At 53.8% G+C, this 26,436-nt stretch carries 26 protein-coding genes and 1 tRNA gene; 6 read left to right on the top strand and 21 right to left on the bottom strand.

Annotation, left to right across the window (positions count from 1 at the left end):
* The first annotated feature begins 54 nt into the window (after positions 1-54).
* Positions 55-1,191: a M23 family metallopeptidase gene (locus KE531_12210; GenBank protein ID MBR9954365.1), complete on the top strand. Its 1,137-nt coding sequence runs from the start codon at positions 55-57 to the stop codon at positions 1,189-1,191.
* A gap of 131 nt (positions 1,192-1,322) precedes the next feature.
* Here KE531_12210 and KE531_12205 read toward each other — a convergent pair whose 3' ends face one another.
* The 17 genes from KE531_12205 to KE531_12125 form a co-directional block, all read right to left on the bottom strand.
* Positions 1,323-1,733: a DUF3842 family protein gene (locus KE531_12205; GenBank protein MBR9954364.1), complete on the bottom strand. Its 411-nt coding sequence runs from the start codon at positions 1,731-1,733 to the stop codon at positions 1,323-1,325.
* 4 nt (positions 1,734-1,737) lie between these two features.
* Positions 1,738-2,652, bottom strand: a complete 915-nt coding sequence (locus KE531_12200; protein MBR9954363.1) for a ketopantoate reductase family protein — start codon at positions 2,650-2,652, stop codon at positions 1,738-1,740.
* Between the two features lie 30 nt (positions 2,653-2,682).
* The gene (locus KE531_12195; protein MBR9954362.1) at positions 2,683-3,594 is read right to left on the bottom strand and encodes a TPM domain-containing protein; all 912 of its coding nucleotides are present in this window, start codon (positions 3,592-3,594) and stop codon (positions 2,683-2,685) included.
* Positions 3,591-4,619, bottom strand: coding sequence for a TFIIB-type zinc ribbon-containing protein (locus KE531_12190; GenBank protein MBR9954361.1), 1,029 nt, complete (start codon positions 4,617-4,619; stop codon positions 3,591-3,593). The genes KE531_12195 and KE531_12190 overlap by 4 nt, the downstream gene beginning before the upstream one ends.
* A gap of 20 nt (positions 4,620-4,639) precedes the next feature.
* Positions 4,640-5,950: an SPFH domain-containing protein gene (locus KE531_12185; protein ID MBR9954360.1), complete on the bottom strand. Its 1,311-nt coding sequence runs from the start codon at positions 5,948-5,950 to the stop codon at positions 4,640-4,642.
* A gap of 33 nt (positions 5,951-5,983) precedes the next feature.
* The gene (locus KE531_12180; protein MBR9954359.1) at positions 5,984-6,820 is read right to left on the bottom strand and encodes a deoxyribonuclease IV; all 837 of its coding nucleotides are present in this window, start codon (positions 6,818-6,820) and stop codon (positions 5,984-5,986) included.
* Between the two features lie 13 nt (positions 6,821-6,833).
* Positions 6,834-7,733, bottom strand: a complete 900-nt coding sequence (locus KE531_12175; protein MBR9954358.1) for an ABC transporter permease subunit — start codon at positions 7,731-7,733, stop codon at positions 6,834-6,836.
* Entirely contained in the window at positions 7,723-8,673 is a 951-nt protein-coding gene (locus tag KE531_12170; protein MBR9954357.1) for an ABC transporter ATP-binding protein, read from the bottom strand. Before KE531_12170 ends, KE531_12175 begins: the two co-directional genes overlap by 11 nt.
* Positions 8,673-11,144 carry a hypothetical protein gene (locus KE531_12165; protein ID MBR9954356.1) on the bottom strand — a complete coding sequence of 824 codons (2,472 nt, stop codon included), beginning with the start codon at positions 11,142-11,144 and terminating at the stop codon, positions 8,673-8,675. Before KE531_12165 ends, KE531_12170 begins: the two co-directional genes overlap by 1 nt.
* A complete protein-coding gene (locus tag KE531_12160; protein MBR9954355.1) occupies positions 11,141-12,268 on the bottom strand; it encodes a HAMP domain-containing histidine kinase in 1,128 nt (375 codons plus the stop codon). Before KE531_12160 ends, KE531_12165 begins: the two co-directional genes overlap by 4 nt.
* 1 nt (position 12,269) lies before the next feature.
* A complete protein-coding gene (locus KE531_12155) occupies positions 12,270-12,974 on the bottom strand; it encodes a response regulator transcription factor (GenBank protein ID MBR9954354.1) in 705 nt (234 codons plus the stop codon).
* A 424-nt stretch (positions 12,975-13,398) separates the two neighbouring features.
* Complete coding sequence (locus KE531_12150; protein ID MBR9954353.1) at positions 13,399-14,970, bottom strand: ABC transporter substrate-binding protein; 1,572 nt, start codon at positions 14,968-14,970, stop codon at positions 13,399-13,401.
* A gap of 115 nt (positions 14,971-15,085) precedes the next feature.
* Complete coding sequence (locus KE531_12145; protein ID MBR9954352.1) at positions 15,086-16,066, bottom strand: ATP-binding cassette domain-containing protein; 981 nt, start codon at positions 16,064-16,066, stop codon at positions 15,086-15,088.
* Positions 16,063-17,049 (bottom strand): ABC transporter ATP-binding protein, encoded by a 987-nt coding sequence (locus KE531_12140; GenBank protein ID MBR9954351.1) that lies wholly within the window; start codon positions 17,047-17,049, stop codon positions 16,063-16,065. The genes KE531_12145 and KE531_12140 overlap by 4 nt, the downstream gene beginning before the upstream one ends.
* Before the next feature lie 15 nt (positions 17,050-17,064).
* A complete protein-coding gene (locus KE531_12135) occupies positions 17,065-17,991 on the bottom strand; it encodes an ABC transporter permease (GenBank protein MBR9954350.1) in 927 nt (308 codons plus the stop codon).
* A 4-nt stretch (positions 17,992-17,995) separates the two neighbouring features.
* A complete protein-coding gene (locus KE531_12130) occupies positions 17,996-18,949 on the bottom strand; it encodes an ABC transporter permease (protein MBR9954349.1) in 954 nt (317 codons plus the stop codon).
* Between the two features lie 45 nt (positions 18,950-18,994).
* On the bottom strand, positions 18,995-20,731 hold the full coding sequence (locus KE531_12125; protein ID MBR9954348.1) for a M28 family peptidase: 1,737 nt from the start codon (positions 20,729-20,731) through the stop codon (positions 18,995-18,997).
* A 254-nt stretch (positions 20,732-20,985) separates the two neighbouring features.
* Here KE531_12125 and KE531_12120 point away from each other — a divergent pair, with 254 nt between their 5' ends.
* Positions 20,986-21,330 (top strand): helix-turn-helix transcriptional regulator, encoded by a 345-nt coding sequence (locus KE531_12120; protein ID MBR9954347.1) that lies wholly within the window; start codon positions 20,986-20,988, stop codon positions 21,328-21,330.
* 125 nt (positions 21,331-21,455) lie between these two features.
* On the opposite strand, the gene KE531_12115 is transcribed toward KE531_12120, so the two are convergent.
* The 4 genes from KE531_12115 to KE531_12100 all read right to left on the bottom strand — a co-directional run bounded on the left by KE531_12115 (position 21,456) and on the right by KE531_12100 (position 22,977).
* Positions 21,456-22,091 (bottom strand): manganese catalase family protein, encoded by a 636-nt coding sequence (locus KE531_12115; GenBank protein MBR9954346.1) that lies wholly within the window; start codon positions 22,089-22,091, stop codon positions 21,456-21,458.
* A 1-nt stretch (position 22,092) separates the two neighbouring features.
* Positions 22,093-22,368 (bottom strand): spore coat protein CotJB, encoded by a 276-nt coding sequence (locus tag KE531_12110; GenBank protein ID MBR9954345.1) that lies wholly within the window; start codon positions 22,366-22,368, stop codon positions 22,093-22,095.
* Positions 22,369-22,388: 20 nt separating this feature from the next.
* Complete coding sequence (locus KE531_12105) at positions 22,389-22,676, bottom strand: spore coat associated protein CotJA (GenBank protein ID MBR9954344.1); 288 nt, start codon at positions 22,674-22,676, stop codon at positions 22,389-22,391.
* Positions 22,677-22,904: 228 nt separating this feature from the next.
* Positions 22,905-22,977, bottom strand: a tRNA-Val gene (locus tag KE531_12100).
* A 397-nt stretch (positions 22,978-23,374) separates the two neighbouring features.
* On the opposite strand from KE531_12100, the gene KE531_12095 reads away from it, so the two are divergent.
* The 4 genes from KE531_12095 (at position 23,375) to KE531_12080 (ending at position 26,367) form a co-directional block, all read left to right on the top strand.
* The gene (locus KE531_12095; protein MBR9954343.1) at positions 23,375-23,857 is read left to right on the top strand and encodes a class B sortase; all 483 of its coding nucleotides are present in this window, start codon (positions 23,375-23,377) and stop codon (positions 23,855-23,857) included.
* A 106-nt stretch (positions 23,858-23,963) separates the two neighbouring features.
* On the top strand, positions 23,964-25,505 hold the full coding sequence (gene gpmI, locus KE531_12090) for a 2,3-bisphosphoglycerate-independent phosphoglycerate mutase (protein ID MBR9954342.1): 1,542 nt from the start codon (positions 23,964-23,966) through the stop codon (positions 25,503-25,505).
* A 39-nt stretch (positions 25,506-25,544) separates the two neighbouring features.
* Complete coding sequence (locus KE531_12085) at positions 25,545-25,823, top strand: hypothetical protein (GenBank protein MBR9954341.1); 279 nt, start codon at positions 25,545-25,547, stop codon at positions 25,821-25,823.
* 103 nt (positions 25,824-25,926) lie between these two features.
* Complete coding sequence (locus KE531_12080; GenBank protein ID MBR9954340.1) at positions 25,927-26,367, top strand: helix-turn-helix domain-containing protein; 441 nt, start codon at positions 25,927-25,929, stop codon at positions 26,365-26,367.
* Positions 26,368-26,436 lie beyond the last annotated feature (69 nt).

The following is a 26,436-nucleotide window of genomic DNA, read 5'->3' as shown; positions in this document are numbered from 1 at the left end:
GGGACGTCCTTTCGTCTCCGCAAAAATCCGGATACGTCCAGGAGAGTGTATGCTATGAATCCATCGAACATCCCAAAATCCACTGTCATCATAGCCGTCCAGCTTTTCATCCTCTTTCTTCTCACCGGCTCCCTCTGCATCAAGAGCCGGGAGGCTGCCTCCGAGGACTATTTTCTGGCCCGGGAGGACTCCGAAAGCGAAAGCGGCGAAACAGGAGAAGCTGACTACATCCGCTGGGTGGACTTTACCGTTCCCGCCGACGTCTTAAAAAAAGCCTTCCGACTGGACGTGGAAACATGCCAGGCAGACATCCATCTAAACTGGATCGATCTTCTTGCCTGGCTCGCAGCCAAATACGGCGGGGATTTTTCCCGCTTCTCTGATGCAGACTTAAATTCTCTGGCCGAAAAGCTGAAATCCGGCGCTTCCATGGAAGAGCTGGCCGCAGACCTTCCTTATTATGCCTATTATAAGGAAGCCTACACCGCCGTTTTAGGCGGCATGGTCGGATACTTCGACGAGGAAATCGACGCCTCTGCCCAAAATCCTGCGGCCGAGACATCGCCGGCAGCCGGTGATGACGGCTCTCAGACTGCCCAGGAAAAGACCTGGGTCACAAAATACGGCCTCAAGGCTTTCTCTCCCATTGCCAGGGATTTCCCGTACAGCGACTACGACGATTTCGGCACTTCCCGTTCCTACGGCTACACCAGAAAGCACCTGGGCCATGACATGATGGGGCAGGTGGGCACGCCTGTCATCGCCGTGGAGTCGGGAACCGTCGAAGCCCTGGGCTGGAACCAGTACGGCGGCTGGCGCATCGGCATCCGGAGCTTTGACAAAAAGCGGTATTACTATTACGCCCATCTCAGGAAAAATTATCCCTACCAAAGCGACCTTGAAATCGGCAGCACCGTCACAGCCGGGGACGTCATCGGCTATCTCGGGCGCACCGGATACAGTGCGACGGAAAACACCAACAACATTTCCACGCCCCACCTGCACTTCGGCCTCCAGCTTATTTTTGACGAATCCCAGAAAGAGGGAAACGGCGAAATCTGGATCGACTGCTATGAACTGATAAAATTCCTTCAGATGAACAAAAGCCGGGTCTATAAGGTAGAAGGCACGAAGGAATGGGAGCGGGTCTACGGATTAAAAGATCCCGCCGTCCCCGTGCCGGAATCTTAGGATTTCCCGGGCTCCCCGGGGCAGCCGCCCATACTGGATCTGCCTTCCAAGGTCGGCTTTTCCCGGGCCCGTATCTGTCCCGGCCTGCGTCTCCGCTGCCCCTTTTCCCCGGCTTCCTGCCCTCATAGCCCCTACTCGTCCCGGAGTCTGGCCACCTCTTCCACGGCCAGCCGCACGTACTCCCCGAGCGGCAGCTCCTTAAGGCCCACAACAAAATGCTGGCAGCGGTTTACCGGGAGCAGCACCTTCTTTGCACGGCTTCTCCCGATGGCCGCCGCCATGGCCGGCGTGATCTCCCCGAGAAGGGAATCGGCAATCACGATGCCCAGGGGCCCTACGATCACGTCCGCTGTCCCGCTTCCCACAATCGCCGGATTCTCCCCTGTCGCGCCCTCGTCGGCTCCTGCCTTTAACATGGCCGCCGTCGCGGTGCTGTTCGTCCCTATGGCCAGGATCTCATCCTGGGGAAACGCCTTTTTCATCTGCTCGACGATGCTTTTCCCCATCTTGCCGCCCTGGCCGTCTATCACCATAATCTTCATGCTGCTATTTCATCCCTTCCTCAAGCTCCTGCAGCTTCTCATATAAAAAATCATTGACCGGCACCGAAATCCCGTGCTCCGCCGCCAGACGCCGGATCGTTCCCGAAAACAGCTCCTTTTCTGTCCTGCGGCCGGCCATGATATCCTGGCACATGGACGTCCGCCCGTCGGGATCCAGATGATCCAGAAGGTCAAGCCACGAAGCGATGTCCGCCTCCGTCAGCTCCACCTCCTCGAAAGCAGCCGTCCGCATCACCTCGCGCATGGCCTCCACCATCATGGTTCTGGCCTCGCCTTCCTTCTGCACAAGCCGGTACGGCGCCTTGTAAATGGCCGTCACCTGATTAACGCCGTCATTGAGCATCAGCTTGCTCCACATCTGCCGTCTGATGTCCGCCGGAACCTCATAGGAAAGCCCGGTTCTGTCAAACAGCTCTGTCACGGCCGCAAGCTTCTCATCCCTGCTCCCGTCCGGATTTCCCACGGAAATATATCCCATGTTCCGGTACGTCACCGCATTCCCGTCTTTCCCGGCATCCATGCCCTGAACGCAGCAGTAAACCACGTGCCCGGCGCCGAACTCCTTTTCCAGCATCTGCTCGCTCAATACGCCGTTTAACACGGAAAGGAGAACCGTCTTCTCCCCGACAAACGGCCGCGCCGTTTCAATAGCCGCCTCCATCCCAAGGAACTTCACGGCAAAAATAATCAGATCCACCGGCTCCGCCTCTGCCGGCGTCCGGTACTGGAAACCGCAGGGCTCTCCGTTTGAGTATGTCTCCGACGCCCGGTATGCCTCTGCCCGCGCCTCATCTGCCAGGAAAAACACCTGGCTGTTTCCCAGACGGCCGGCCAGCCATTTCCCGTACATCACGCCCAGGGCTCCCTTTCCAATAATTCCGATCTTTTCTATTTTCATCTCTGATATCCCTCTCTTCGTTTCCGCGCCCTAAAATTTCCGGCTCCCGCCGCCATGGATGCGGCCGCCCGTCCTGTGAACCGTAGAACGTCCGCCGCCGGAAAGACCTCTCCCGGAGAAGCCGCCGGATCGCCCGCCGGGCCCGCCGCCGCGGTTCTGGGCCGAGCGGATCACCTGCTGGGTAATATAGCTTCCAAGGAGCACCTCGCCAAGGCCGGAGCCAAGCCGGAACGCGCTGTCCTTCCGGTAAGACAGCCGGAAATTGGCCGCCATGCGGTCGTCTTTCCTGCCCTTTTTATAACTCTTGGACACGGACAGCACGGCCGCGCCCCCGCAGACAGCCGCCAGAAGAAGCGCCGTCAGGAACTCAAACACGGTAATCCGGCGGTAAACGCTCACCCTGCCAGTCTCCTGGTCGTAGGTGAACTGATCGCCTGCAATCCCGTTTTCATAGCAGACTTCCACATCCGAAAGGAACACGGAGGCCGCCTCATAATACTCTTCGTCCACCATCCTTTCATACACGTCGTCCAGGATGGTCTCCACCCGCACATCCGTGAGATATCGGATCATCTTTCCCGAGGTGGACACGGCAATCTCACGGTTGTCCATATCCAAAAGAAGCAGGACACCGCTTTTGTCCGAGCCCTCTCCCAGCCCGTTGTCATCATAAAAATAGTCGGCAAATTCCTGACCGCCGTAGCCCATGGCGTCGCCGGCCGTCACAATGGCCAGATCCATGTCCATATCCGTCCGCTGGCTTTCGATGGCCGCAGAAAGAGCTGCTTCCTCCTCGTCGGAAAAAATCCCCGCCATGTCATAGACCCTGTCATAGGTGCTCTCAGCTCCGGCCAGCGAAACCCTTGCAAGCGCAGGCCCGGCAGGAAGAATCAGAACGGCCGAAAAAAGGCAGGCCGCGATCCCTTTTCTCCATTTTCTCAAATCAGCCACCCCCCTGCCAAAAGAAACAGGAAGACAGGCACAAACACAGCGCCGAACAGCGCCGCCAGCTTTCCTTTATCCACAGGGAGCTCGCCGTTTATTTTCCCCGTCTGTCCATTCATTGCAAAATAGTAAAGCTTATCCTTTTTCCGGTCGCGGTATGTCATGACCCACACAGGAAGGAGGGCATATTTCCATGAAGCGTTCCGGATCTCAACGCTCTGATCCTTTACCCGCACTGAATCATAGCCGCCCATGCTCCCCCGCAGGTTCTCCTCCGCGTAGGCGCGCACCTCCGCCTCCACCTCGTTTGTATATGTATGGCTGTCCATGTCGCGCTTTTCCGCCTGGAAGCCGGATAAGTATTCCATGCGGAACGGTTCCAGCTTCTCCATGTCAAAGGGCAGGACGCCTTCCACCAGCTCATGGTCGGCTCTGGAGAGGGCATTCCTGGCCATGTTTTTCACGTCCAGCTCCCCGGCCCGCTCCACCTGGTATTTTTTATGCTCCGTATAGCGGATGTTTCCGGCCGTCCAGCTCCGCAGCTTTTCCGCCTCCGCCGTCATCTTCCCTTCTGCCTGGCAGCTATACATCAGATACGGGAAATAGACGCCTGTAAATTTCTCGATCTGGCTTTCCGAAAAAAAGGCCCGCGGAAGGAATTTCTTCTTCCCAATCCAGCCGGAAAAAATTTCCAGCGCCCGCTTCCGGTCCAGCGCAAAGGGGATCACATAATCCGGCAGGAATTCCCCGGAAAGCCGGCCTGAAACGATGACCGGGCTGTGGCAGTAATAACAGAAGGCCGCGGCCGTCGTCTCCTCCGCCACCAGCTCTGCGCCGCAGTTGGGGCAGGTACAGACAACCGCCGGCGAAGCTCCTGCCTTCTCCTCCGCCTTTTTCGCCAGCTCCTCCATCTCCTGCTCTGTGAACGAGGAGAGGCAGTATTCGCACTCAAAGGACTGGGTGGCCGGATCAAATTTCAGGCCTCCGCCGCAGTTGGGACATTTATAGTTTACAAGTGCCATAGGCTCCTCCTCTTACGGGATTATGGTCTTGGCTTCCCGCACTCCGAGCAGAATTTTCCGCTGTTCACAGTTCCGCAGGAGCACGTCCATGTCCCCGACACCGCCGGTCTCGGGCTTCCGCATTCCGAACAGAATTTCCCGCTGTTGATCGTCCCGCAGGAACACGTCCACGTCCCGGCCGCTCCGGCACCAGGGCTTTGCATGCCGGCCATTCCCGCCGCCGGATTTGCCATGCCAGCTCCGGCCTGCGTTCCCATGGCGCCAGCGCCCATTCCGTTTCCGGCCTGTGTCCCCATGGCGCCGGCGCCCATTCCGTTTCCGGCCATTCTTCTCTGGTTCTCCATCTGCATCTGCTGCATATTGGCCGCCGATGCCGCCCCCATGAAGCCTCCGCCGGTCTGCATTCCCATGCCGATCCCCATGAAGCCGGCCATGGCGCCGCCTGCATTGGAGCCTGCCTCGCCGATTCCCTCTGCGATCCGGCCCTGCACATAGCCCTCCCGGATGGAGGCGTCGCTTAACATGGCGCCGCGGTTTCTCAAGTTGATGAGCTCCTGGGACTCCTCGTCGTAGGAAATGCTTGCAATTCCCACCGACTGAATCTCCATTCCGCGCATCTTCCGCCAGTCCTCATCCAGCACATTTGCCATGTATTTTCCAAGCTCGCGCCCTCTGGACGTCACGAAGGAAATCCGCGTCCCGTCGGCAGACATCTGGTTGATGGCCGTCTGGAAGGCCTCCAAAAATTCGCTTAAATACTGCTCGTTGATGTCCTCCACGTTGACATATTCGCGGTTCTTCGGAATCACCTCCGCATAAAAACGGAGCGGATCCGTAATTTTGATGGAATACGTGCCGTGGGCCCTGAGAAACAGCTCTGCGTTGTAAAAATTGTCAAAATAGTTGACCGGCGTCCTGGTGCCGAACTTGATTCCCTTGATTTCCTGAAGGTTGATAAAATAGACCTTCTGCTCAAAGGGCGATTCGCCGCCGAACCGGATCCGGTTAAAGGACTCCTTTAAGGTTTCCCCGAATTCCCCGTTAAAAAGCGACGGCATGGAGGAATTGTTCACCGTATAATAGCCCTCCTCAGCCGTGTAGTCCACGACTTTTCCGCCGTCCACCAGCATCATAAACTGGTTCGGATACACCCGGATCATGGAGCCGTTGGACACCGTTCCGGCTGTCCCCTTCACATTTTCTCCTCTTCTCGTGAGGACGCCGGGCGCAAACACGGTAGAATCGCTCATTCCGCCGGCCTCAATCACCTCGAGCCACTGATCTGCCAGACCGCCTGAAATGGATCTGACTGCTGCTTTTATAATTCCCATATTCCGGAAACCTCCTTACAATTTTCTCTGTTTTTACGGTTCCACACGCTTTGATTTTAAAAGCGCAATCTCCCTCGCATAGCCGTCCAGCTCGTTGGGCGTCTCGAGGCAGAACGGCAGGTCTTTCAGGGCCGGATGGTTGATGATCCTCACCATGGCGTCTAACCCGATATGTCCCTCCCCGATCCGCGCATGACGGTCTTTCCTGGCGCCGAGCGGGTTCTGGCTGTCGTTTAAATGGATGGCCTTCAGCCTGGAAAGGCCCACCACCCGGTCAAACTCAGAAAGCACGCCGTCCAGGTCATGTACAATATCGTACCCGCCGTCCCAGACATGGCAGGTATCCAGGCAGACGCCCATTTTTTCCTTAAGCTCCACCCGGTCTAAAATCTCCTTAAGCTCCTCGAACCGTCCGCCGACTTCACTGCCCTTTCCGCACATGGTTTCTAAGAGCACCGTCGTCGTCTGTTCTTTCTTTAAAAGCCCGTTTAACTGATCCGCAATCAGGCGGATTCCTGTCTCCATTCCCTGCTTTACGTGGCTTCCGGGATGGAAATTATAGAGGTTCCCCGGCAGATATTCCATCCGCTTTAAGTCATCCTCCATGGTATTTCTCGCAAATTCCCGGATCCGCTCCTCCGCGGCACAGGCATTCAGCGTATAGGGCGCATGAGCCACCAGCGTCCCGATCCCGGCTTCCTCCTTTATTTTGAGGAACGCCGCCACATCGTCTTCGTCGATGGCCTTCGCGCTTCCGCCGCGTGGGTTCCTGGTGAAAAACTGGAAAGCCGTCGCATGTATTTTCAAGGCATCTTTTCCCATGGCCGCAAAGCCCTTTGCACAGGAAAGATGGCATCCAATCTGAAACATTGTTTTTCCTCCGTTATCGTTTGTCTCTCCCTGCAGGATTCAGGAAATATACGGCAGCACTCACAAAAATGGCAGCCAGCACAAGCTGGACGGCGAGGCTGAAAAGCGTCCAGTGCTCCGTCACGAGATTTTCCGGCCTGGAGCCGAGAAACTGCCCCAGAGACAGGATGCTTTCGGAGCCGGACACCTGATTCTCCATGATCTCAGAAAACGTCACCACCGGGTTTAACAAAAGCAGATACACGGCGGCGCCGGAATCCGCCTTCGGAAGCATCTCCCCTGGCTCCGGCGTCAGCCCGTTGATCTTTAGCTGTGACATATGGAGCGCAAACTGGTTGAGCATATACGTCCCGACTACGACGGTCAGAAGAATCCCATACGTGCAGACATTGGAAAAATTCGACCGCTTCATAAAGGACGACGACAAAATCCCGACGCCTCCCGTGAACATGGCAACCGTCACAAAGCACACTAGAAGAAGGGCCAGATCCGCAAAATCTACGCCTCCATAGACGAAAGTCAGAAGCAGCACCGGGAAGCTGGATACCACAAGGAGAAGAAGCTGGCTGAATGCCGATATCAGCTTTCCCATGATAATCTGCCAGGACGTCATCTGCGTCGTAAAGAGCAGATCCAGCGTCTGACGCTCCCGCTCTCCGCTGATTCCGGCCGACGTAAGCGCCGGCATGATAAACATTAAAAGCAGAAATTCCAGCGTCGCCACAAAAACGTACAGTTTAAGAAAGCTGGCATACTGGATATTGGCTGAAATCCGGATCTGGGCCACAACAGAAAACATGTTTAACATGGCCGCAGCCGCAAGAATCCCGTTGAACACGAAAACAATGAGCGGGAAGCGGAAGCTTCTGCTCCGCACAATCAGTTCCCGCAAAAGTACAGGATTATCCTTCACCGGCGATCACCTCCGTCTCCAGGTCATGATTGGTAAGCTGCATGAAAATCGTCTCCAGATCCCCGTGCTCCCTCAAGAAGCCGCTCACGGGAATCCCGCCGTCCACCAGCGTCTTTAAAAGCTCCGCCTCCTCTTCCTTCTGGCCGGAAAAGCTGACGACAATGTCTTCGCCGCGGATGGAAATGGTCTGGACGCGTGGATCCTGCCTGAGAAGCCTTACGGCCTGCTCCTGCCCGCCGCAGACGGAAATCAGAAGCGGGTTGGAGGCGTTGACTTTTCTTAAGATTTCCGCCATGTTCCCGCTTAAGACAATTTTTCCCGCATCGATGATCCCGATATCCGTGCACATCTGCGAAAGCTCCGACAGGATGTGGGAGCTGACTAAAATGGTTTTCCCCTCGGCGCAGAGCTCCTTTAAAAGCTCTTTAAACTCCATCCTGGTCCGCGGGTCCATGCCGGAGGTCGGCTCGTCCAGGACGAGAAGCCGCGGATCATGGATCAGGGCCCGCGCCAAGCAGAGTCTCTGCTTCATTCCCCTGGACAGGCTGTCCACATAGAAATCCGCTTTTTCCTCCAGCTTCACCTGCTCTAAAAGCTCTCCGCAGCGTTTTCTCGCCACAAGCCCCGTAATTCCATAGCAGGCTGCAAAAAATTCCATATATTCTGCAACCCGCAGGTTGTCATACATGCCGAACTCATCCGGCACATAGCCGAATTCCTTATTGATCTCACGGCCGGCCCGCAGGGCATCCTTTCCTGCAATCTGCACCGTACCTTCATCCGGCCGGAGAAGGCCTGTAATAATCTTGATGGCCGTCGTCTTTCCGGCTCCGTTCGGCCCCACAAAACCATAGAGGGCGCCTTCCTCAATGTCCATGTCAAGGCCGTCCAACGCCGGGAAGTTTTTAAATTTCTTTTTCAGTCCCCGGATCTTAAGCATCAGCGTTCCCTCCCTGTCACCATCAGAAGCGGAAGCGATGCGTTGGCGCCGTTCTCACTCTCGCCGTTGATGTATTTTACTGTCAGGCTGTTGCTCGGAGAAAGGTATTCTTTCAATTCCTCATAGGAGAAATCCACCTGCTCCAGATCCACCTGGTCATAATTTTTCGTGCTGTAATTGTAAAAATAAGCCTCCCCTTTAAACTGTTCCAAATAGTAATATTTCAGATTTTCCAGGAACACTTCGGACACCGGAAGAAAAGATAGCTTCTCCACCCGGATATCGCTTCCCAGATAATATTCCAAAATCACCTGCTCGCTTCCGTACATGGTCGAATAGCTGGAATAATAGTTCCCGCTTCCCGTCGTCACCTTCGGCGTTTTCATAAGGCCGCTGCGGTAGACAAGACCGTCCTGTTCTGTGACAAGATCCACCGTGCACGTATAGAGCGTCATGCCATCAGCAGAGTCTTCGTCAGCCAGGAATGCCCCAAAGGCATCTTCGTCCGGCCCAAAAGCCGCGATCCGCGCCTCTGGAGTAAAACCACCGTAATAATTGGAGAGATAGAAAGAATACAGGCTTGTTCTCTCCTGTGCCATCAGATATTCCTCGTTGCTGATGTCCACATCAAAATAGACATCGCCCCCGCTCAGCTTGTCTGCCAGAATGTAGGTCATGTCAGCCGGATACGTGAGCACCTCGCTGCCGTCCAGCACCTTTGTCTCTCCCGGCCCCAGCTCCCCGATCATGACTGCCTGGCCGTAGAGGATCAGCGCCGCATTTTTTAACGGGAACGAAAAATGGTTTGTTACGGTTCCGGAAATCCTGCCGTCAAAGTAGAGAAGCTCTGCTCCGATGCCCTGTCCCGTTTCGTTTTCCGAGCGCTTTTTCAGCTTGAAAAATTTCGGAGAAAATGCCTGGGATTTCCGCACGGTAATTTTCGTTTCCTCAGGCTCGTATTCCATTGTCAGGTTTCCCGTCTCTTTCCCCTGCATGGTCCCAAGCGGCTCGTCGTCGTATCTCGCCAACCTTGTGACGGGCGTCACCGAATATTCCGGCTTCAGCCTGACCGTATAAGGGCGGCTGTCCGGCGTTCTGGCATTGAGGTAAGCCGTCTCATAGATCTCCTCTTCCGACACATCCCGGATCGCCGCATACGTGAAAAATTCCGAGCGGAACCTGGTTTTTTCTCCGATCAGGTACACCGACGCAGACGCCAGGAACGAAAACACAACCAGTGACACCCCGTAATATCTCCGCAGCCCCTTTTTCCGCAGAAACAGGTAGAGTCCAGGCCCTGCCGCGAGAATATAGACAAAAATCACGATCCCGTAAAGCGCCATATTGGGAAGCCGGTCAGGACTCCCCGTATTGACAAGACTCTGGGCATTCCAGTATGCCATATCATACCCATAGGCGCCGTAAAAATACAGGTTCTGGAGCTCGCTCTCTCCCACAACCGTGACAAAGAAATTTTCCGCATAATTTGGATTTCTTCCCGCAAAATCCGAAAGATCCCCGAGATCCAGCGAAAAAATCCCAGCCTTCCCGCTTCCCTTTTTCACGGTCGTGAGAATCGGAAGCTCATCGCTCGCCATGACCTCATCCCCGCCCGGGATAGAAAGCTCTGCACAGACGGCGCGGATCACAGCATCCTCCTGCGAATTTTCACCATACTGGGCACCCATGTTTAAGACGGCAGGCTTCGGCGCCTCATAGGGCACTTCCACCAGCTTTTCCGTAAACGGGCCGAGGGTATCAGACACCCGCTCCCCCGTTCCAAAGATCAGGATTCCGCCTGATTCCATCCACTGCCAGACGGCCTTCTGCTGCTTTTCTGACAGGGAGGACGTGTCAAAATTATTGATGATGAGCACATCCAGCAGATCCAGACCGCGCACATCCGACGGGAGTGTGGACGCGTCGAGGGGAATCAGTTCCGACCGCAGCATCCCGTAATTCAGACTCACCCGGTTCAGATATCCGATTTCTTCCACCTGATCGTCCAGCGCGCCAATGTAAAGATTTCCGGTGTCCTTGGGAATCTGAAACTCCAGCATCTCCTCCCGCAGCATATCCCCGCTTTTGTCTTCCAAGCGCACAAGGATTTCGCCGCTCTTCTGACCCAGAAGCACATAAAACGGAAGCATCACCGTCTCTCCCGGTGCTGCGGATACGGGATACCTGTATTCAAAAACCTCCGATTCCTGCTGCTGTTCCGTGGATTCCAGCGTGCAGAAGCTTATGGTTCCCTCAAAAGGCGCCGGCGACTGGCAGTACAGCTCCACCGTAACCGGCACATGACTCCCGATCCGCCCGACATTTCCGTAAACCGGCGTCACTTCCATATAAATGTCATCTGCCGCTCCTGTATCCCCATAGCTCACGATTCCAAAAGCCAGTATCCACAAAACAGCCAGGAGGAGACACATGATTCGTTTTTTTATCGTTATCTTCTTCCCTTTACTCATCCTATTGTCCCGAAATTTTCTCTCCGAATGTCAAAATTTACCTTCAGTTTCACCGTAAAAACCGTCCCGTTTAAATCGCTGGCCACGGAAATCGTGCCTCCGTGCATGTCCACAATGTTTTTCGCAATGGCAAGCCCAAGCCCGGTTCCGCCTGTATAGATGGAGCGGGACTGTTCCACCCTGTAAAATTTATTGAAAATAAGAGGCAGCTCTTCCGCCGGGATCACATAGCCGTAATTCGTCACGGAAACCGTCACGATCTCCCCGTCGGAATGGATTTTCACGAGAATCTTTTTCCCCTCCGCCCCGTATTTGATTGCATTGTTAATCAGGTTGTCAAACAGACGGGCCAGAAGGTTCCCGTCGGCAGTGATCACCTGCGCCGGCACATTGCTTTTCAGCTCATAGGTCAGATCTTTGTCTGCAAAGCTCGGGTAAAACTCTTCAAGGAGCTGGCTTAACAGCTTTACTATATCCAATTTCCCCACATTCATGGAAATTTTACCATAATTCAGCTTCGTAAAACCGAACAGATCCTCAATGAGCTTCTCCAGGCGTTTTGATTTCGTATAGGCAATATCAATGTATTTCTTCTGCATTTCCGGCGAAAGCCTGTCGCCGCTTTTGGACAGCAGCTCCAGATAGCCGATGATCGAGGTCAGAGGCGTCCTGAGATCATGGGCCACATTGGTAATCAGCTCATTTTTTGTCCGTTCTGCTTCCCGCTCCTTCTCCATCAGATTCTGGATGTCGGCTTCCATCTTATTCAGGTTGGCGGCCATGGCCGAAAATTCATCGTCTCCAAGGATTTCCACATGGGTATTCAAATCGCCCTCGGAAATATTCCGGATTGCCGCCGAAATCTTTCCGATGTACCGCACCGTCTTTCGCTGGAGCAGGAGAAAGGACACGGAAAAGACTCCGATTCCCACCAGCACGTAAAAAATTGATGCGATAGTCTGCACGCGGAAAATGCGTACCAGAAACAGGCCTGCATACTCGGTCTTTTCCAGATAGTCCACGAGCATGCTGACATTGGTTATCAGAAAGACTTCCACCAGGCATGCGATAACCGTACTGTACAGAATATTTAAAATCAGCCGGGCATAGAAGCTTCTGCTCATATCATTTTTCAATTTTATAGCCTACCCCCCAAACCGTTGTGATGATCTTATTCTGGCGGGTGTCCTCCTTCATTTTTCCGCGGAGGCGGCGGATATGTACCATAACGGTATTGTTGGCCTCGTAGACCTTTTCATTCCACACCTTTTCAAAGATCTCATCCGTGCTGAACACACGTCCGGGATTGGAGGCGAGCAGGTACAGGATATCGAATTCAATCGGCGTCAGCTTGATTTCTTCGCCGTAAACGACTACCCTGTGATTGTCCTTGTTGATGGTAAGGCCGCGGATTGCGATCTCGTTCTTCACATTCTGCCCCGTGTTGCTGTTGGGGTTTAGCTGTGTGTAGCGTCTGAGCTGTGACTTGACCCTGGCCGTCAGCTCCAGCGGATTAAACGGCTTTACCACGTAGTCGTCCGCGCCCGTTCCCAGGCCCAGGATTTTGTCGAGATCCGTGGATTTTGCGCTTAGCATGATGATCGGGATGTTGTTGGTTTCGCGGATTTTCCGGCACATCTCCAGGCCGTCCATTCCCGGCATCATGATATCGAGGAGCACGAGATGGATCTCCTCTTTTTCCAAAAGCTCCAGCCCGTCCTGGGCGTTGTTGGCCTTAAATACTTTATATCCGTCGCTGACAAGATAAATTTCCACCAGATCTGCAATTTCCTTTTCGTCGTCCACCACAAGAATGTTAATCTGTTCCATGAAACGCCCTCCTATGTTCCAATCCTTTGTTATCCGTTTTATGCGGCTTTAACGCCGCATCGTTATCAATGGCTCACCGGCTCTTTTCCGGCATGCGCCGGTAAAATGAACGCTTTGCGTCCATTTTGTCCCGCCCTTCGCGGCCGGACAGCCTCCGGCGGATTTCAGTGCCCGGTCTTCTGCGGTGAACGCAGAATCCGGTATGCGCCGGTAAAATGAACGCTTTGCGTCCATTTTACCATATATCCTCAAAATTTGCCTTACATTTTTATAAATTTGTGGTGGGAAGTTCTGTCATGGAGGGCACAGGCGCAGACATACGCCGGACTTCCCTTTTAAAACGTCTTCAAAGGGGCACCGGCCCGCACCCTTTTCGTGCGGGCCAGATGCCCCTTTTGGTATTTATCGTCTGTATGTTCTGTTTTTAGTCCACATAAACGACGGCATTCTCGAACTGATGCGCGCCGATCATGCTCAGCTCAAGCCCTTCCAGGTTCTTCGTGGCGCCTAAAATCTTCACCTCGTTGTAAAGCGGGATCACCGGAGTCTCGTCGTTCTGGATCTCATACATGGTCGTCAGAAGCTCATCGCGTTCCGCCTCATCGACCGTCACCAGCCACTTGTAGTATGCCTCGTCGTATTCCGCACTGCTGAATCTGGAATCGTTCCTCGTCATTCCGGTCGGAAGGATGTTGGATAAGGTGTACTCTGCATGGCCGCTGTTGCAGGAATAGAAGTGCAGGGACATGCCGTACTCGTCGCCTGCGTCGATTCTCGCGTCGATGGTGTTGGCATCCTGGACAAGAATCTCCGCATCAATATTGATGGCTGCAAGCTGTTCCTGGATAACCTGGCAGATCTCCGTATTGGTCTGCGTCGAGCTTGTCCAGATTTCCATGGAGAAGCCGTCCGCACAGCCGGCCTCCGCCATCAGGGCCTTGGCCTTTTCCAGATCGTAGACGTGCGGTTCCTTTACTGCTTTATACTCGGTTACGCTCTCCGGCACAATCGCGTAGGCAACGGTTCCGTATCCGTAGCAGACTGCCTGCACAATGGCTTCCTTGTCAATGGCATACTCAATGGCCTGGCGCACGCGCTTGTCGCTTAACGGCGTCGCCGACTGGGTGTTCAGATAGAACATAACGATCTTCATGGACGGCGTCGACAAGAACTGGAGGTCATCGTTGTCAATGATCTTGGCGGCATCCACATAGGGAACCTCATAAGCCACGTCGATCTCGCCTGTCTCAAGCATGATCGTCCTCTGGCCTGCCTCCGGAACAATCTTCATCGTCAGATACTGCGTCTTTGCCGGGCCGCCCCAGTAATCCTCAAACCGTTCCAGCGTATAGTAATCGCCGGTCACATATTCCTTTAACTTGTAGGGGCCGCTTCCGATGGGCGCCTTCGCAAAGCCCTCTTCTCCGACCTCCTCGAAATAATTCTTCGGCATGATGCCCCAGGCCGGGTCCGTAAGCTGGTAGATAAAGGACGGATGCGGCGTCATGAAATGCATAATCACCGTGTGGTCGTCCTTTGCCTCCAGGTTGTCCACGTCCACATATTCTTTGTAGGCGTTGCCGCTCTCGGCCCTCTGCTTAAAAGTGAAGATTACGTCCTCGGCGGTCAAAGGATCGCCGTTATGGAACGTGACGCCCTCCCTGATGTTTAGCTGTAAGGTCAGGTCATCCACCCATTCATAGCTCTCTGCCAGACTGTTTTCCAGATTCATCTCACTGTCATACGAAAGAAGCGTATCGTACATATGGTTCGTCAGGGAATAGGCTCTCTCCTGCGTTCCGATACACGGGTTCATGGTCGTTAAGTCAGAGCTCTGGGCAAAGACGATTTCGTCTTTAATCTTCCGCTCCCCGGAGGCCTCTGCCTGCGCCCCTGCCGTATCGGCTGTGCCGCCGGCATCGGATTTCTCCTGGGAACATCCTGCCAGGGAGAATACCATGGCTGCCGCTAAAATCAGTGCCGTCATTTTCTTCATACCGTTTTTCCTCCTTTATCATGGTTCTATTGTGCAAAAGACGTGCCGCCTGAGGAAACGCTGATTCCATCGCCGTTTCCCTGATGCCTCAAACGGAAGTGCATGGAAAACGATTTTATCCGCGCTTTCCCAGCTCTCCGCAGAGATGGCAGGCCACAAAATGGCCGGGCTCCGCCTCACGCATTTCTACTTTTTTCGTCTCACAATCCGGCCTCGCATAAATACAGCGTTTCGCAAACCGGCAGCCTTCCGGCACATTGATCGGGGATGTCAGCTCCCCTTTTAGCACGACGCAGTCCATTTTCTGATCCGGGTCCGGCGTCGGGATCGCCGAAAGCAGGGCCTTCGTATATGGATGCATCGGATTTGCAAACAGGGCCTTCGGCTCTGCCAGCTCCACCATCTGCCCCAGGTACATGACCATGATCCGGTTGGACAGATGCTTGACAACGCTTAAATTATGCGTGATAAACAGGTAGGTAAGCCCCAGCTTTTCCTGAAGATCCTGCATCAGGTTCAGTACCTGTGCCTGAATCGAGACATCAAGGGCCGATACCGGTTCATCGCAGACGATGAATTTCGGGTTCAGGGACAGCGCCCTCGCAATGCCGATCCTCTGGCGCCGGCCGCCGTCCAGCTCATGCGGATAGGAATTGGCAAACCGCTTGGCAAGCCCCACCAGTTCCATCATCTCGTCGACCCGCTTCTGGATCTTATCCTTTTCCTTTGCCTGATAAATCCCCTGGATGATGAGCGGAGCCGCAATGGACTGGCTCACGGTCATCCTGGGATTCAGGGATGAATACGGATCCTGGAAAATGATCTGCATATCCGATCTCGTCTGCTTCATCTTTTTCTTGTCGTATTCCAGGATATTCTCCCCGTTAAAAATCACTTTCCCGTCCGTCGGCTCATGAAGCCGCAGGATTGCGCGGCCCAGAGTGGACTTCCCGCAGCCGGATTCCCCGACGACGCCCAGGGTTTCTCCAGCCTTTAAGGAAAACGAAATGTCGTCCACGGCCAGAAGCATTCCGCGGGGAGTGGAAAAGTATTTTTTCAGGTGTTCCACCCGAAGCAGTTCTTTCGCTTCGCTCATGTTGCGCTACCTCCCCTCAGATTTTCCTTCGCCCGGAAGCACCTTGCCGCATGCTCTCCCCCGAGCGGCTCCATCGGCGGTTTTTCCGTCCGGCACCGCTTCAGGGCGAACTGGCACCTGTCACAGAAGCAGCAGCCCGGCGGCAGCGCCATGGGATCCGGCATCAGCCCTTCGATTGGGTGCAGCCGCCTTTCATCCACGTGAATTTTCGGGATGGAATTCATAAGCCCGATGGTGTACGGATGGCTCATATCCTTAAACACTTCATGGACCGTTCCGTACTCCACCACCTCGCCGGCGTAGATGATCGCCGCCTTCTCGCAGGTCTGCGCCACAACGCCAAGATCGTGTGTGATTAAGATCGTTGCCGTATGGAACTGCCGCTTTAAATTCTGCATCATTTCCAAAACCTGCGCCTGGATTGTCACATCCAGTGCCGTAGTCGGTTCATCGGCGATCAGGATCTTCGGGTTGCAGGCCAGCGCAATCGCAATCACCACCCGCTGCTTCATCCCGCCGGAAAACTGGTGCGGGTAATCGCCGGCGCGGTCTGCCTTGATGCCCACCAGCTCCAGCATCTCGCATGCCCGCTTCGTCGCTTCCGCAGACGATATTTTTTCATGGGTCTTAATCGTCTCGGCGATCTGCTCGCCCACCGTCATGACAGGATTTAAAGAAGTCATCGGATCCTGGAAAATCATGGAGATGTGCTCTCCGCGGATTTTCCGGATCTCGTTTTTATCCATTTTCAGGATATCGTTTCCGTCGTACAGGATTTCTCCCGACAGGATCCGGCCGGGCGGCTGCGGGATGATCCGCATGATGCTTTTTGCAAGCGTCGTTTTCCCGGCTCCCGTCTCACCCACAAGACCCAGGGTCATCCCCTCTTCCAGGCTGATGTCGATGCCGTTTAACGCCTGTACAATGCCGTCGCCGGTTTCATACTGGACTCTCAGGTCTTTGATTTCAAGTAATTTCCCCATCTGCCTTTCCTCCCGCTATCGCTTCAGTTTCGGATCCAGGGCGTCACGAAGCCCGTCCCCAAACAGGTTGAATGCAACGACTGTGATGACCAGGCAGAGGCCAGGGAAAACCGAAATATGCCATGCATCACGCATATAGACCTTGGCCGCCGTCAGAATCGCGCCCCACTCGGGAAGCGGCGGCTGGACGCCAAGACCGATGTAGGAAAGGCCGGCCACGTTGAGAATGGAGGAACCGATTCTTAAGGTAAGCTGAACCAGGATCGGCGCCATGGAGTTGGGAAGAATGTACTTTATGAGAATCACAAAGTCATTGGCCCCGACGGCCCGCGCCGCCTCCACAAATTCCTTGTCCTTCACGGACATCACAGCCGCCCTTGTTATTCTGGAAAAGGAAGCCATGCCGGAAACGCCAAGGGCAATCAGAAGATTGACCGTGCTGGCTCCGAGGGCCGCCACAATCGCCATGGCCAGAAGAATGAACGGGCATGCCATGAAAACATCCATGATACGCATGATGATATTGTCTGTTTTTCCGCCGTAAAAGCCTGCAATCATCCCAAGGGGGCCTCCGATTAAGAGGGAAAGCGTTACGGCGCAGAAGCCCAAGAGAAGGGAATACTTTGTCCCCCATAAAAGGCGGAACAGCATATCCCGTCCGAATTCATCACAGCCAAGCGGGTGTGCTAGGCTCGGCCCCTGAAGCTTCAGATAGAGATTCTGCTTCACGACGTAATTGTTGTAAACTGAGCTGTCCGTAACCAGGTCAATCACCATGGTTGCAAACACAATGGCGAGAAGAAGACCGATGATGGCAAGGCCCAGCATGGCCCTCCGGTTGTACTTAAACTGGATCCATGCCTGCTGGAACAGGGTTCTGTCCCGGCTCACAGCGCCTGCCGTGTCAATTTCCGCCTTTCTTGTCCTTATCACCTGGAACATCCTCTCACCTCCTCTTTACCTGATACTGGGATTTGATCCGCGGATCCACAAACGCATACAGAAGATCCACGAACAGGTTGACGAAGGTGGAGAAGACCGACAGCATCACCACGGAGGCCAGGACGGACGGCGTGTCCTTAAAGTTGATGGACTCCACCACGAACCGCCCGACGCCAGGCCATGCAAAAATGGACTCCGTAACCACGGATCCGCCGAGCAGGCCGCCGAAGCTCAAGCCGATCATCGTAACGATGGGAATCAGCGCGTTTTTCAGCATGTGCCGGACGGTAATGGTCGATTCCTTTAAGCCCTTCGATCTGGCCGTATCAATGTAGTCCTGGCGTACAACCTCCAGCATGGAGGAGCGCGTCGTCCTCGCAATCGTCGCCATGGTGTTGCTGGACAACGTAAAAGCAGGCAGCACCAGGCTGATTAAAAGATCCGGGAATCCGCTTTTCATGCCGGCCGCCGGGAAAATCCCCAGATTCAGCGCAAAGATGATCACCAGCATCAGGCCCATCCAGAAAACAGGCGATGCCGCAAGGAACAGCGTTACCATCATAACCAGATTGTCGAAGATCGTATATTGCTTGATTGCCGAGATGATTCCCACCGGGATGCCGATGACAACGGCAATGAAAACCGCGGCTCCCGCCAGGATCATGGTATTTTTAAGCCTCTGGAGAATCTGCTCCGACACCTCCAGATTGTTCCGGTAGGAGATCCCCAGATCCCCGTGCAGCATGTCCGCAACAAAGCGGACGTACCGGACGGCAAACGGATCGTTTAACCCCATCTCCTCACGGAGCTCCATGACCTCCTCATCCGACGCCTCGTCGCCGAGAATCAGCCTGGCCGGATCGCCCGGCGTAAACTCCATGATCGTATAGACTAACAGCGTAGCACCTAAAAGCACCGGGATCACCAGAAGGAACCTCTTCAATATGTATCTAAGCATAAAAGACTCCTTTCCCGAAAAAGTCTATGTCGTATCGTTTCCGTATTAAAGCTCGCCGTTTTTCCAGCGGTACAGCAGGTTTTCGCAGACTTCCAGCACAGCCGAAAGCTGGCCCTCCAGGCGGTTTCTCTGGCGGATAAAATTCGTCTGCACAGCCAGATAGTATGCCGCCTCCGTGTTGTCTGCTGTGAGCCCTGCCGCCCTGGAAAGTGCCGGGAACAAGCCGTATTCCACGGCCGGATCCTGATGATAGGGGCTGGCTTCCGTATAGACAAGACGTACCAGCTCGCCGGAAATCTTTATGACAGCGTCGTCGGTGTCCTCCCTGCACGCTTCCTTCTCGGCCAGGATCTCTTCTACTTCCTTCAAAACGCCCTCCAGCCGGTCAAGATGCGGATAGACCGGTTTCAGGCAGAATTCCGCAGAAAGCTCCTCCTCTAACACCATGAGCCGTTTTCGCATGATCGCCAGAAAGCCCGTCATGTCCGCAGGCAGCCTTGGGATATTGGCAAAAATGGCCGACAGCTTTGCAACCACCTTCGCGTCCCTTAAAACAATCTGCGGATCCACCTTGTCCAGGGTGTCCTCTACCGAATGCCACCAGAAAAACGGCGTCTTTCCCGGATTCTTTTTGCTGAATTTCGGCATGATGGCAAAGGGGATATCGGCTCCCCAGAAGGTCTGATCGGCAAACCTCGCCATCGGGACAGGCGCAATCGGTTCTTCATCGTTGAATTCCAGAAGGAATTCCCGGTCGAACGCCGCGCCTTCTAACATGGAGGTGTTGAAGCCCACAAGATCTGAGCCCTTGCAGCCGCAGATATCCATGTTGATGTGCGCCACACAGTTTTTCTTAAGCTCCATCCAGTGGTTGTCATAATACCAGGCCGAGCCGGAATAGCGCCCGTCGGAATGGCCTGACCACCAGGCGAAAACCACGGTTCTCCCAAGCTTTTCCTGGTTCTCTTTAAAGACGCGCGCCATCTCCATCATCGCGGCGTTGGCAACCCCGTTATCTGTAACGCCCTCATACCAGGAATCGTAATGGCCCGATACAAGGACAAATTTTTCACTTTTCCCTTCCACCCTGGCAACGGGCATCATCGACGGCAAAATTCCGTCCTCCATTTCCACGTCGAGGCATACGGTCACAGGCTCTTTGCTGTTTTGGCACAATACCTTCAGTTCCTCCCCGCCGTCATGGCAGATTTCCGCAAACGGGATTCTCGGATAGCGGTAAAAAAGGTCATCCGGCTCGGGCGTTCCCCATACGCCGCCCAGCGTGCCGTGATGGGCCAGGTTTGCATGCCAGATCGTAAGGACGGCTAACGCCCCCGCGGCCTTCGCCCCGCACGCAAAGGAATAGCCGGATTCATGGGTCAGGACAATTTTCCCTTTAAATGCGGCAAGCCTCTCCGCCATTTCTTTCTGCGTACACGGCCCTTCGCTTTTTTCGTCGTAAACCAGCTCCGCAGTCAGCCCTTTTGCAGTCCCGCTGTAAACATAAGGCGTCAGCGCGTATGCTTTCTCTCCTGCCGCTCCCGTCACGCGGACCGAAGCATTCCCCGGCAGGCTCCGGTAAATCCGGTAGGTCTCCCTTGAAACAGGTATCCCAAGGCTTTCCATCCGGCCGGCAATAAACTCCGCCGCCCGTTCGCCTTCCTCCGACCCTGTATAGCGGTTCAGATGGCTGAACACCTCAATATCTGCCATCATGCGCTCCAGATCCAGGGCTCGTGAAATTGTTTCAGAAAATTCCTGAAACTGTTTCGTTTCATCCATGTTGTCATCCCCTTTCCATTTTTTTGAAGAACTGCACCTTCATTATAGTCTTATATTTTCTATTAGTCAATAAAATATTTTCTTATAGTAAAATTTGATATTATGCTGCCCCTCACCTTGTTCTCTTTCAAAAATGCCCCGTATATTTTTACATTTAGTAAATAAAAATATTTCTATAAGAAATTATTTTGTGAATTCTAAATGTTATGATTTATTTGTAGCATTACTGTTGAAACGCAAGAGGATTTTCATTTATGGACATGCATTCTGTCAATTTGGAAGCTATGGGCAAGCGGATCCGAGGGCTGCGGGCCACCCAGAAGAAAACACAGGAAGTGTTTGCTGAAATGATTCATATCTCTACATCCTATCTGGCACTCATCGAGCAGGGGAAGAGGACGGCCAGCCTGGATATCGTCGCGCAAATTGCAAAAAGCTGCCATGTTACCACAGATTATCTCCTGTTTGGCGAGGTGATGGAGCTGCCTGACATCAATCGGGAAAAGTTTGAATCCCTCTGCCGCCAGTATTCTCCCCAGGAAATTTCCCATGCACTTGATCTTTCCGAATACTACTTAAATATTGATAAAAAGAAATAGAAATTCAAGAATATCCGATATGATTTTGAAGTCCCGAACGGGAAAAACGGATATGCATTTAAAATACCACAGGGCGCAGGAAAATGCAAGTCTTTTCCTGCGGCTGTGGTTTTGTCCGCCCATTTTTACTGGCAGCAGCCTCCCTGTCTCGGCTGCATTGCCGGCCCTTTGTCGAAGCTCGGGTTGAACGCGTAGAAATTCCTGCTGTCAAGCCGGTCCTGAAGTCCGCGGAGTGCTTCACCGAAACGCTGGAAATGGATGATTTCCCGTTTCCTCAAGAAGCGGATCGGGTCGCAGACGTCGGGATCTTTTACGACACGCAGGATGTTGTCGTATGTCGTGCGGGCTTTCTGCTCGGCCGCCAAATCCTCAAACAGATCCGTGATGGGATCCCCCTTCGACTGGAACTGGTTTGCGTTAAAGGGAACGCCGCCCGCCGCCTGCGGCCAGATTCCTACCGTATGGTCAATATAATAGTCACCGAAGCCCTGGGCATCCAGCTCCTCGGCGGATAAATTGCGAGTAAGCTGATGGACGATGGCTGCCACGATTTCCAGGTGCGCCAGCTCCTCGGTTCCGATGTCCGTAAGCACCGCCTTCTGCTCGCCGTAGGGCATCGCGTAGCGCTGGGAGAGGTAGCGCATGGAGGCGCCGATCTCGCCGTCGGGCCCGCCGTACTGGCTCATAATATACTTCGCAATCTTCGCATTCGGCTCCTTAATATTTACCGGATACTGCAGCCGCTTTTCATATCTCCACATATCAGCATCCTCCTTCCCACGGCCATTTTTCTGTCACCCAGTCCCAGGTGCTGCCCGTCACACTGTCCACCATCAGCGGCCCGAACTGGCTCTGGTAGGCATCCATGGCGTCTTTTCTCATGGCCGTGACCGTCTTATAATACTGGAGCGCCTCTGCATTATCCGGATGCGTATCGAGGAACAGGAGAACGTCGTCCATCGCAAAGCTGGCTTCATTGATCTGCTTCATAAGCTGCGCTTTTGTAAGCGGCGGCGCACTGCACTGCCCGGAATTCATGTTCTGATTCATGCCGCCCATCATGCCCTGCACCTCGCTCTCATAAACGGATAATCAAGGGACGGGAAAATTGTCCCCCTGGAAAAAGCGGTTGCCAGAGGATACGGTGTTTCCCAATTCTGCATCGGGACGTACCCCATTCCAACCGGAAAACGGCTGTAAGAACCAGGCATCTGTGACCCCTGCTGGCCTGCGGGCGAACCGCCGGGCACAACTGGCCCCGGCCCTCCGGCCGGCCGGCAGAGCCCCGGCTGCATGACCATTCTTCTCACATCACTGCCGGAATTGCTGCAACAATTCATTGTCATATACTCCTTTCAATTTTCTAATAATAAGGTATGCATAAGACAAACCGGCGGCGCGTCATTTCCCCCAAATTATTTTCCTGACCTCCGGCCGGCTGCCAAATGGCCGGCGCCTGCATTCCGCCGCAGCCGCCCGGGCTGCCGGGAAAATGCCATTTCATGCAGGCATGATGCCGCCTGCCGGGCATGTGCAATAAAAAAAGTCCCTGGACTCACATCCAGAGACTCTCATGGAGACAACAGGACTCGAACCTGCGACCCCCTGCGTGTGATGCAGGTGCTCTCCCAGCTGAGCTATGCCTCCGTAAATTATCTTACCACTTTTCCAAAAAAATGCAAGTATTTTTAAAATATTTTTCTATTCCGACTTTTTTCATTCCTATTGCATTTCGGAAATCCTGTGGTACAATACATTCATGAAACCAATTTTCTTTCGCATTTTTTCCGGGGTCCTGCTCTTCGCCTTTGCAGGTTCTGCCCTGGCTCTCTGGAATCAGTTTCTCGATTCCAGACGCTCCGCTTTACAATTCGATAAATTAAAGGAAGAATTTTCATATTGTGAGGAACGCTCTGCGTCCGCCGGGCCTGTTTTCCGCGGAAGGATTTCCCGCCCCGGTCTTTTTCCGTCCGGCGCCATGGAAGACTTCCCCTTTCTTGCCGCCTGGATCAAAATTCCCGGCACTTCTGTGGACTATCCGGTCATGCAGACGCCAAAAGATCCGGATTACTACCTCCGCCGCGGGCTTGACGGCCGCGAAAACCGCCACGGTGTCCCATATCTGGACGCCGCCTCGTCACTGGAAAGCCGCAGCCTTCCATGGATCGTCTACGGGCACCATATGAAGGATGGCACCATGTTTGCCGACCTTCTTTCCTATGAAAAAGAAGAAGTTTTCCGAAGCTGCCGCACCGTCTGGTTCGACACGGAAAGCGGGCCGGGCGAATACGAAATTTTCGGCGCCTTCTATCTGCCGGGCGATGCGGACGGGGCTGATTTTTTATATGAAGACCTTTCTGACGAAGAACGATTTCGTGAAAAAGTAAAGGAAATCCGGCGCCTCTCCCTCTGGGAAGCAGATGCACTTCCAAAATTCGGAAGCCGCCTCCTCTATCTCGTCACCTGCGAGTATTCCCACGGGAACGGGCGCTTCCTGGTAGCGGCATACGAAAAAAGCCGCGAATAACTTTTCCGAAATGGTTGTAAAATATTGTTAAATATAATACAATATAGACGTTCAAAAGGTTTTGTGCCTGTGTCTTTCACGGGCTCACATAAAGGAGAGAAAAGCAATGAGCAAAAGACCTGTTGTTTTAATGATTCTTGACGGATACGGCCTCAACGAAAAACAGGAAGGAAATGCCGTATATGAAGCGAAAAAGCCGGTCATGGACAGGCTTATGAAGGAATGCCCCTTTGTAAGGGGAAACGCCAGCGGCCTCGCCGTAGGCCTTCCTGACGGCCAGATGGGAAATTCCGAGGTCGGCCATCTCAACATGGGCGCCGGGCGCATCGTGTACCAGGAGCTCACACGGATCACGAAATCCATTGAAGACGGCGACTTTTTTGAGAATGCGGAGTTTTTGGCCGCAGTGGAAAACTGCAAAAAGAAGGATTCTGCCCTGCATCTGTTCGGCCTCGTCTCCGACGGCGGCGTCCACAGCCATATTACCCATATTTTCGGCCTTTTGGAACTTGCTAAGAGAAACGGGCTGAAGAAAGTATTCGTACACTGCTTCTTAGACGGCCGCGATACGCCTCCGTCCTCCGGCAAAGACTTTGTTATGCAGCTTGAAGAAAAAATGAACGAGCTTGGCGTAGGCAAGGTTGCCTCCGTCATGGGACGCTATTATGCCATGGACCGGGACAACCGCTGGGACCGCGTCGAGCTGGCTTACCGTGCCCTGACTGACGGCGAGGGCAATCAGAATGAATCGGCTCCGGCAGCAATCCAGGCTTCCTATGATGATGGAAAAACGGATGAATTCGTGGTTCCCTGCGTCATTACGGAAAACGGCCAGCCGCGCGGACGCATCTGCGACGGCGATTCCGTCATTTTCTTCAACTTCCGCCCCGACCGCGCGAGGGAAATTACGAGAGCCTTCTGTGACGATGCGTTCCAGGGCTTTGCACGTCCCAAAAAACTGGATCTCGTCTATGTATGCTTTACCGACTATGATGAGACAATACCAAATAAGCTGGTGGCTTTCCGGAAAGAGACCATCACGAATACCTTTGGAGAATTCCTGGCTGCCCATGGAAAGACCCAGGCAAGAATTGCCGAGACCGAAAAATACGCCCATGTAACCTTCTTCTTCAACGGCGGCGTAGAGGAGCCAAACCCGGGCGAAGACCGCATTCTCGTGAAATCCCCGAAGGTTCCTACCTATGATATGCAGCCGGAAATGAGCGCACCGGAGGTCTGCGATAAGCTGGTGGAAGCCATCCGCTCCGGAAAATATGACGTCATCATCATCAATTTTGCGAACCCGGACATGGTCGGCCACACAGGCGTGGAAGCGGCGGCCATCAGGGCCATCGAAGCGGTGGATGCCTGCGTCGGAAAAGCTGTGGAGGCCGTCTGCGATGTGGATGGAGCCATGTTCATCTGCGCCGATCACGGAAATGCAGAACAGCTTATCGACTATGAAACCGGCGATCCGTTTACGGCTCACACCACCAACCAGGTTCCGTTTATTCTTGTCAATGCCGGCGACGGCATCGGGCTGAGGGAAGGCGGCTGCCTGGCAGACATCGCGCCGACGTTAATCGAGCTCATGGGCATGGAACAGCCGAAAGAAATGACCGGAAAGTCCCTCCTCGTCAGAAAGTAACCTGAGTCCCGACACCCGGAAACGGAAAGGAGGAATTTTATGGAGTACATGAAAGAATGGAAACAAAGGAGCCAAACACTTTTTGAGTTCGCGGACGGATTTATAAAGGAGCTTCGCGTGTCTGATATGGCGGTGTTGAAATTCTGCCTGATTTCCCTTGGAATCATGGTGGGAATCTGCCTGCCCAAAAAGGCAAAGCGTCCCTTCCTCTTCCTGTCGCTGCTTCTGTTCCTGGTATCCTTTTTATTCCTCGCCGCCAAATGGGGAATTTATATTGGAAAGGCCTGCCGTGAGCGGGGAGAAAGCCCGTGCCTTTGATCTGTCCGGCGGCCAGGCTTGTTCAGAAAAAGCAACGAAGCATTGCTTGTTCCCGGAGGGAATCTCCGCTATACTAAGCCTGTGAAGGAAAGGAGGCGGAGATATGGACACAAAAGACGTGCTGAAAAAAATCCGTACCCAAAACGGCCTGACACAGGATGAGATGGCCGGGAAGCTGGCTGTGACGCGTCAGGCGGTTTCCCGTTGGGAAAACGGCGATGCCACACCGAACATCGAAACGCTGAAACAGATTTCCTCTGCTTTTAACGTTTCCATCAACACCCTGCTTGGAAGCCCCAGACAGCTCATCTGCCAGTGCTGCGGCATGCCGTTAGACGACGATGCAGTAATCAGCCGCGAGCCCGACAAAAGCTTTAATGAGGACTACTGCAAATGGTGTTATGCAGACGGCCGGTTCGTGTATCAAAACATGGATGAGCTCCTGGAATTTCTTGCGGGCCACATGTCAAATGAAAATTTTTCGCCGGAACAGGCGAGGGCTTATTTTTCCGAACTGCTTCCAAAGCTGAAGCACTGGAAATAGGCGCCTTTCACTGGCCGGTATGGAGAAAGGGCAGGAAATCTGAAAACAGATCGCCTGCCCTTTTTCGTG

Source organism: Eubacteriaceae bacterium Marseille-Q4139 (genome assembly GCA_018223415.1).
In the GTDB taxonomy this organism is placed as follows: domain Bacteria; phylum Bacillota; class Clostridia; order Lachnospirales; family Lachnospiraceae; genus CABSIM01.
Note: the sequence above shows the minus strand (reverse complement) of the source record. Positions and strands in the feature narration are given on the sequence as shown.

What these genes read in the sequence shown, in the direction of transcription:
- KE531_12210 (MBR9954365.1), top strand. Translation starts at nt 55, where the DNA reads ATGAATCCATCGAACATCCCAAAATCCACTGTCATCATAGCCGTCCAG.
- KE531_12205 (MBR9954364.1), bottom strand. Translation starts at nt 1,733, where the DNA reads ATGAAGATTATGGTGATAGACGGCCAGGGCGGCAAGATGGGGAAAAGC.
- KE531_12200 (MBR9954363.1), bottom strand. Translation starts at nt 2,652, where the DNA reads ATGAAAATAGAAAAGATCGGAATTATTGGAAAGGGAGCCCTGGGCGTG.
- KE531_12190 (MBR9954361.1), bottom strand. Translation starts at nt 4,619, where the DNA reads ATGGCACTTGTAAACTATAAATGTCCCAACTGCGGCGGAGGCCTGAAA.
- KE531_12185 (MBR9954360.1), bottom strand. Translation starts at nt 5,950, where the DNA reads ATGGGAATTATAAAAGCAGCAGTCAGATCCATTTCAGGCGGTCTGGCA.
- KE531_12180 (MBR9954359.1), bottom strand. Translation starts at nt 6,820, where the DNA reads ATGTTTCAGATTGGATGCCATCTTTCCTGTGCAAAGGGCTTTGCGGCC.
- KE531_12170 (MBR9954357.1), bottom strand. Translation starts at nt 8,673, where the DNA reads ATGCTTAAGATCCGGGGACTGAAAAAGAAATTTAAAAACTTCCCGGCG.
- KE531_12165 (MBR9954356.1), bottom strand. Translation starts at nt 11,144, where the DNA reads ATGAGTAAAGGGAAGAAGATAACGATAAAAAAACGAATCATGTGTCTC.
- KE531_12160 (MBR9954355.1), bottom strand. Translation starts at nt 12,268, where the DNA reads ATGAGCAGAAGCTTCTATGCCCGGCTGATTTTAAATATTCTGTACAGT.
- KE531_12155 (MBR9954354.1), bottom strand. Translation starts at nt 12,974, where the DNA reads ATGGAACAGATTAACATTCTTGTGGTGGACGACGAAAAGGAAATTGCA.
- KE531_12150 (MBR9954353.1), bottom strand. Translation starts at nt 14,970, where the DNA reads ATGAAGAAAATGACGGCACTGATTTTAGCGGCAGCCATGGTATTCTCC.
- KE531_12145 (MBR9954352.1), bottom strand. Translation starts at nt 16,066, where the DNA reads ATGAGCGAAGCGAAAGAACTGCTTCGGGTGGAACACCTGAAAAAATAC.
- KE531_12140 (MBR9954351.1), bottom strand. Translation starts at nt 17,049, where the DNA reads ATGGGGAAATTACTTGAAATCAAAGACCTGAGAGTCCAGTATGAAACC.
- KE531_12135 (MBR9954350.1), bottom strand. Translation starts at nt 17,991, where the DNA reads ATGTTCCAGGTGATAAGGACAAGAAAGGCGGAAATTGACACGGCAGGC.
- KE531_12130 (MBR9954349.1), bottom strand. Translation starts at nt 18,949, where the DNA reads ATGCTTAGATACATATTGAAGAGGTTCCTTCTGGTGATCCCGGTGCTT.
- KE531_12125 (MBR9954348.1), bottom strand. Translation starts at nt 20,731, where the DNA reads ATGGATGAAACGAAACAGTTTCAGGAATTTTCTGAAACAATTTCACGA.
- KE531_12120 (MBR9954347.1), top strand. Translation starts at nt 20,986, where the DNA reads ATGGACATGCATTCTGTCAATTTGGAAGCTATGGGCAAGCGGATCCGA.
- KE531_12115 (MBR9954346.1), bottom strand. Translation starts at nt 22,091, where the DNA reads ATGTGGAGATATGAAAAGCGGCTGCAGTATCCGGTAAATATTAAGGAG.
- KE531_12110 (MBR9954345.1), bottom strand. Translation starts at nt 22,368, where the DNA reads ATGAATTCCGGGCAGTGCAGTGCGCCGCCGCTTACAAAAGCGCAGCTT.
- KE531_12105 (MBR9954344.1), bottom strand. Translation starts at nt 22,676, where the DNA reads ATGACAATGAATTGTTGCAGCAATTCCGGCAGTGATGTGAGAAGAATG.
- KE531_12095 (MBR9954343.1), top strand. Translation starts at nt 23,375, where the DNA reads ATGCAGACGCCAAAAGATCCGGATTACTACCTCCGCCGCGGGCTTGAC.
- gpmI (MBR9954342.1), top strand. Translation starts at nt 23,964, where the DNA reads ATGAGCAAAAGACCTGTTGTTTTAATGATTCTTGACGGATACGGCCTC.
- KE531_12085 (MBR9954341.1), top strand. Translation starts at nt 25,545, where the DNA reads ATGGAGTACATGAAAGAATGGAAACAAAGGAGCCAAACACTTTTTGAG.
- KE531_12080 (MBR9954340.1), top strand. Translation starts at nt 25,927, where the DNA reads ATGGACACAAAAGACGTGCTGAAAAAAATCCGTACCCAAAACGGCCTG.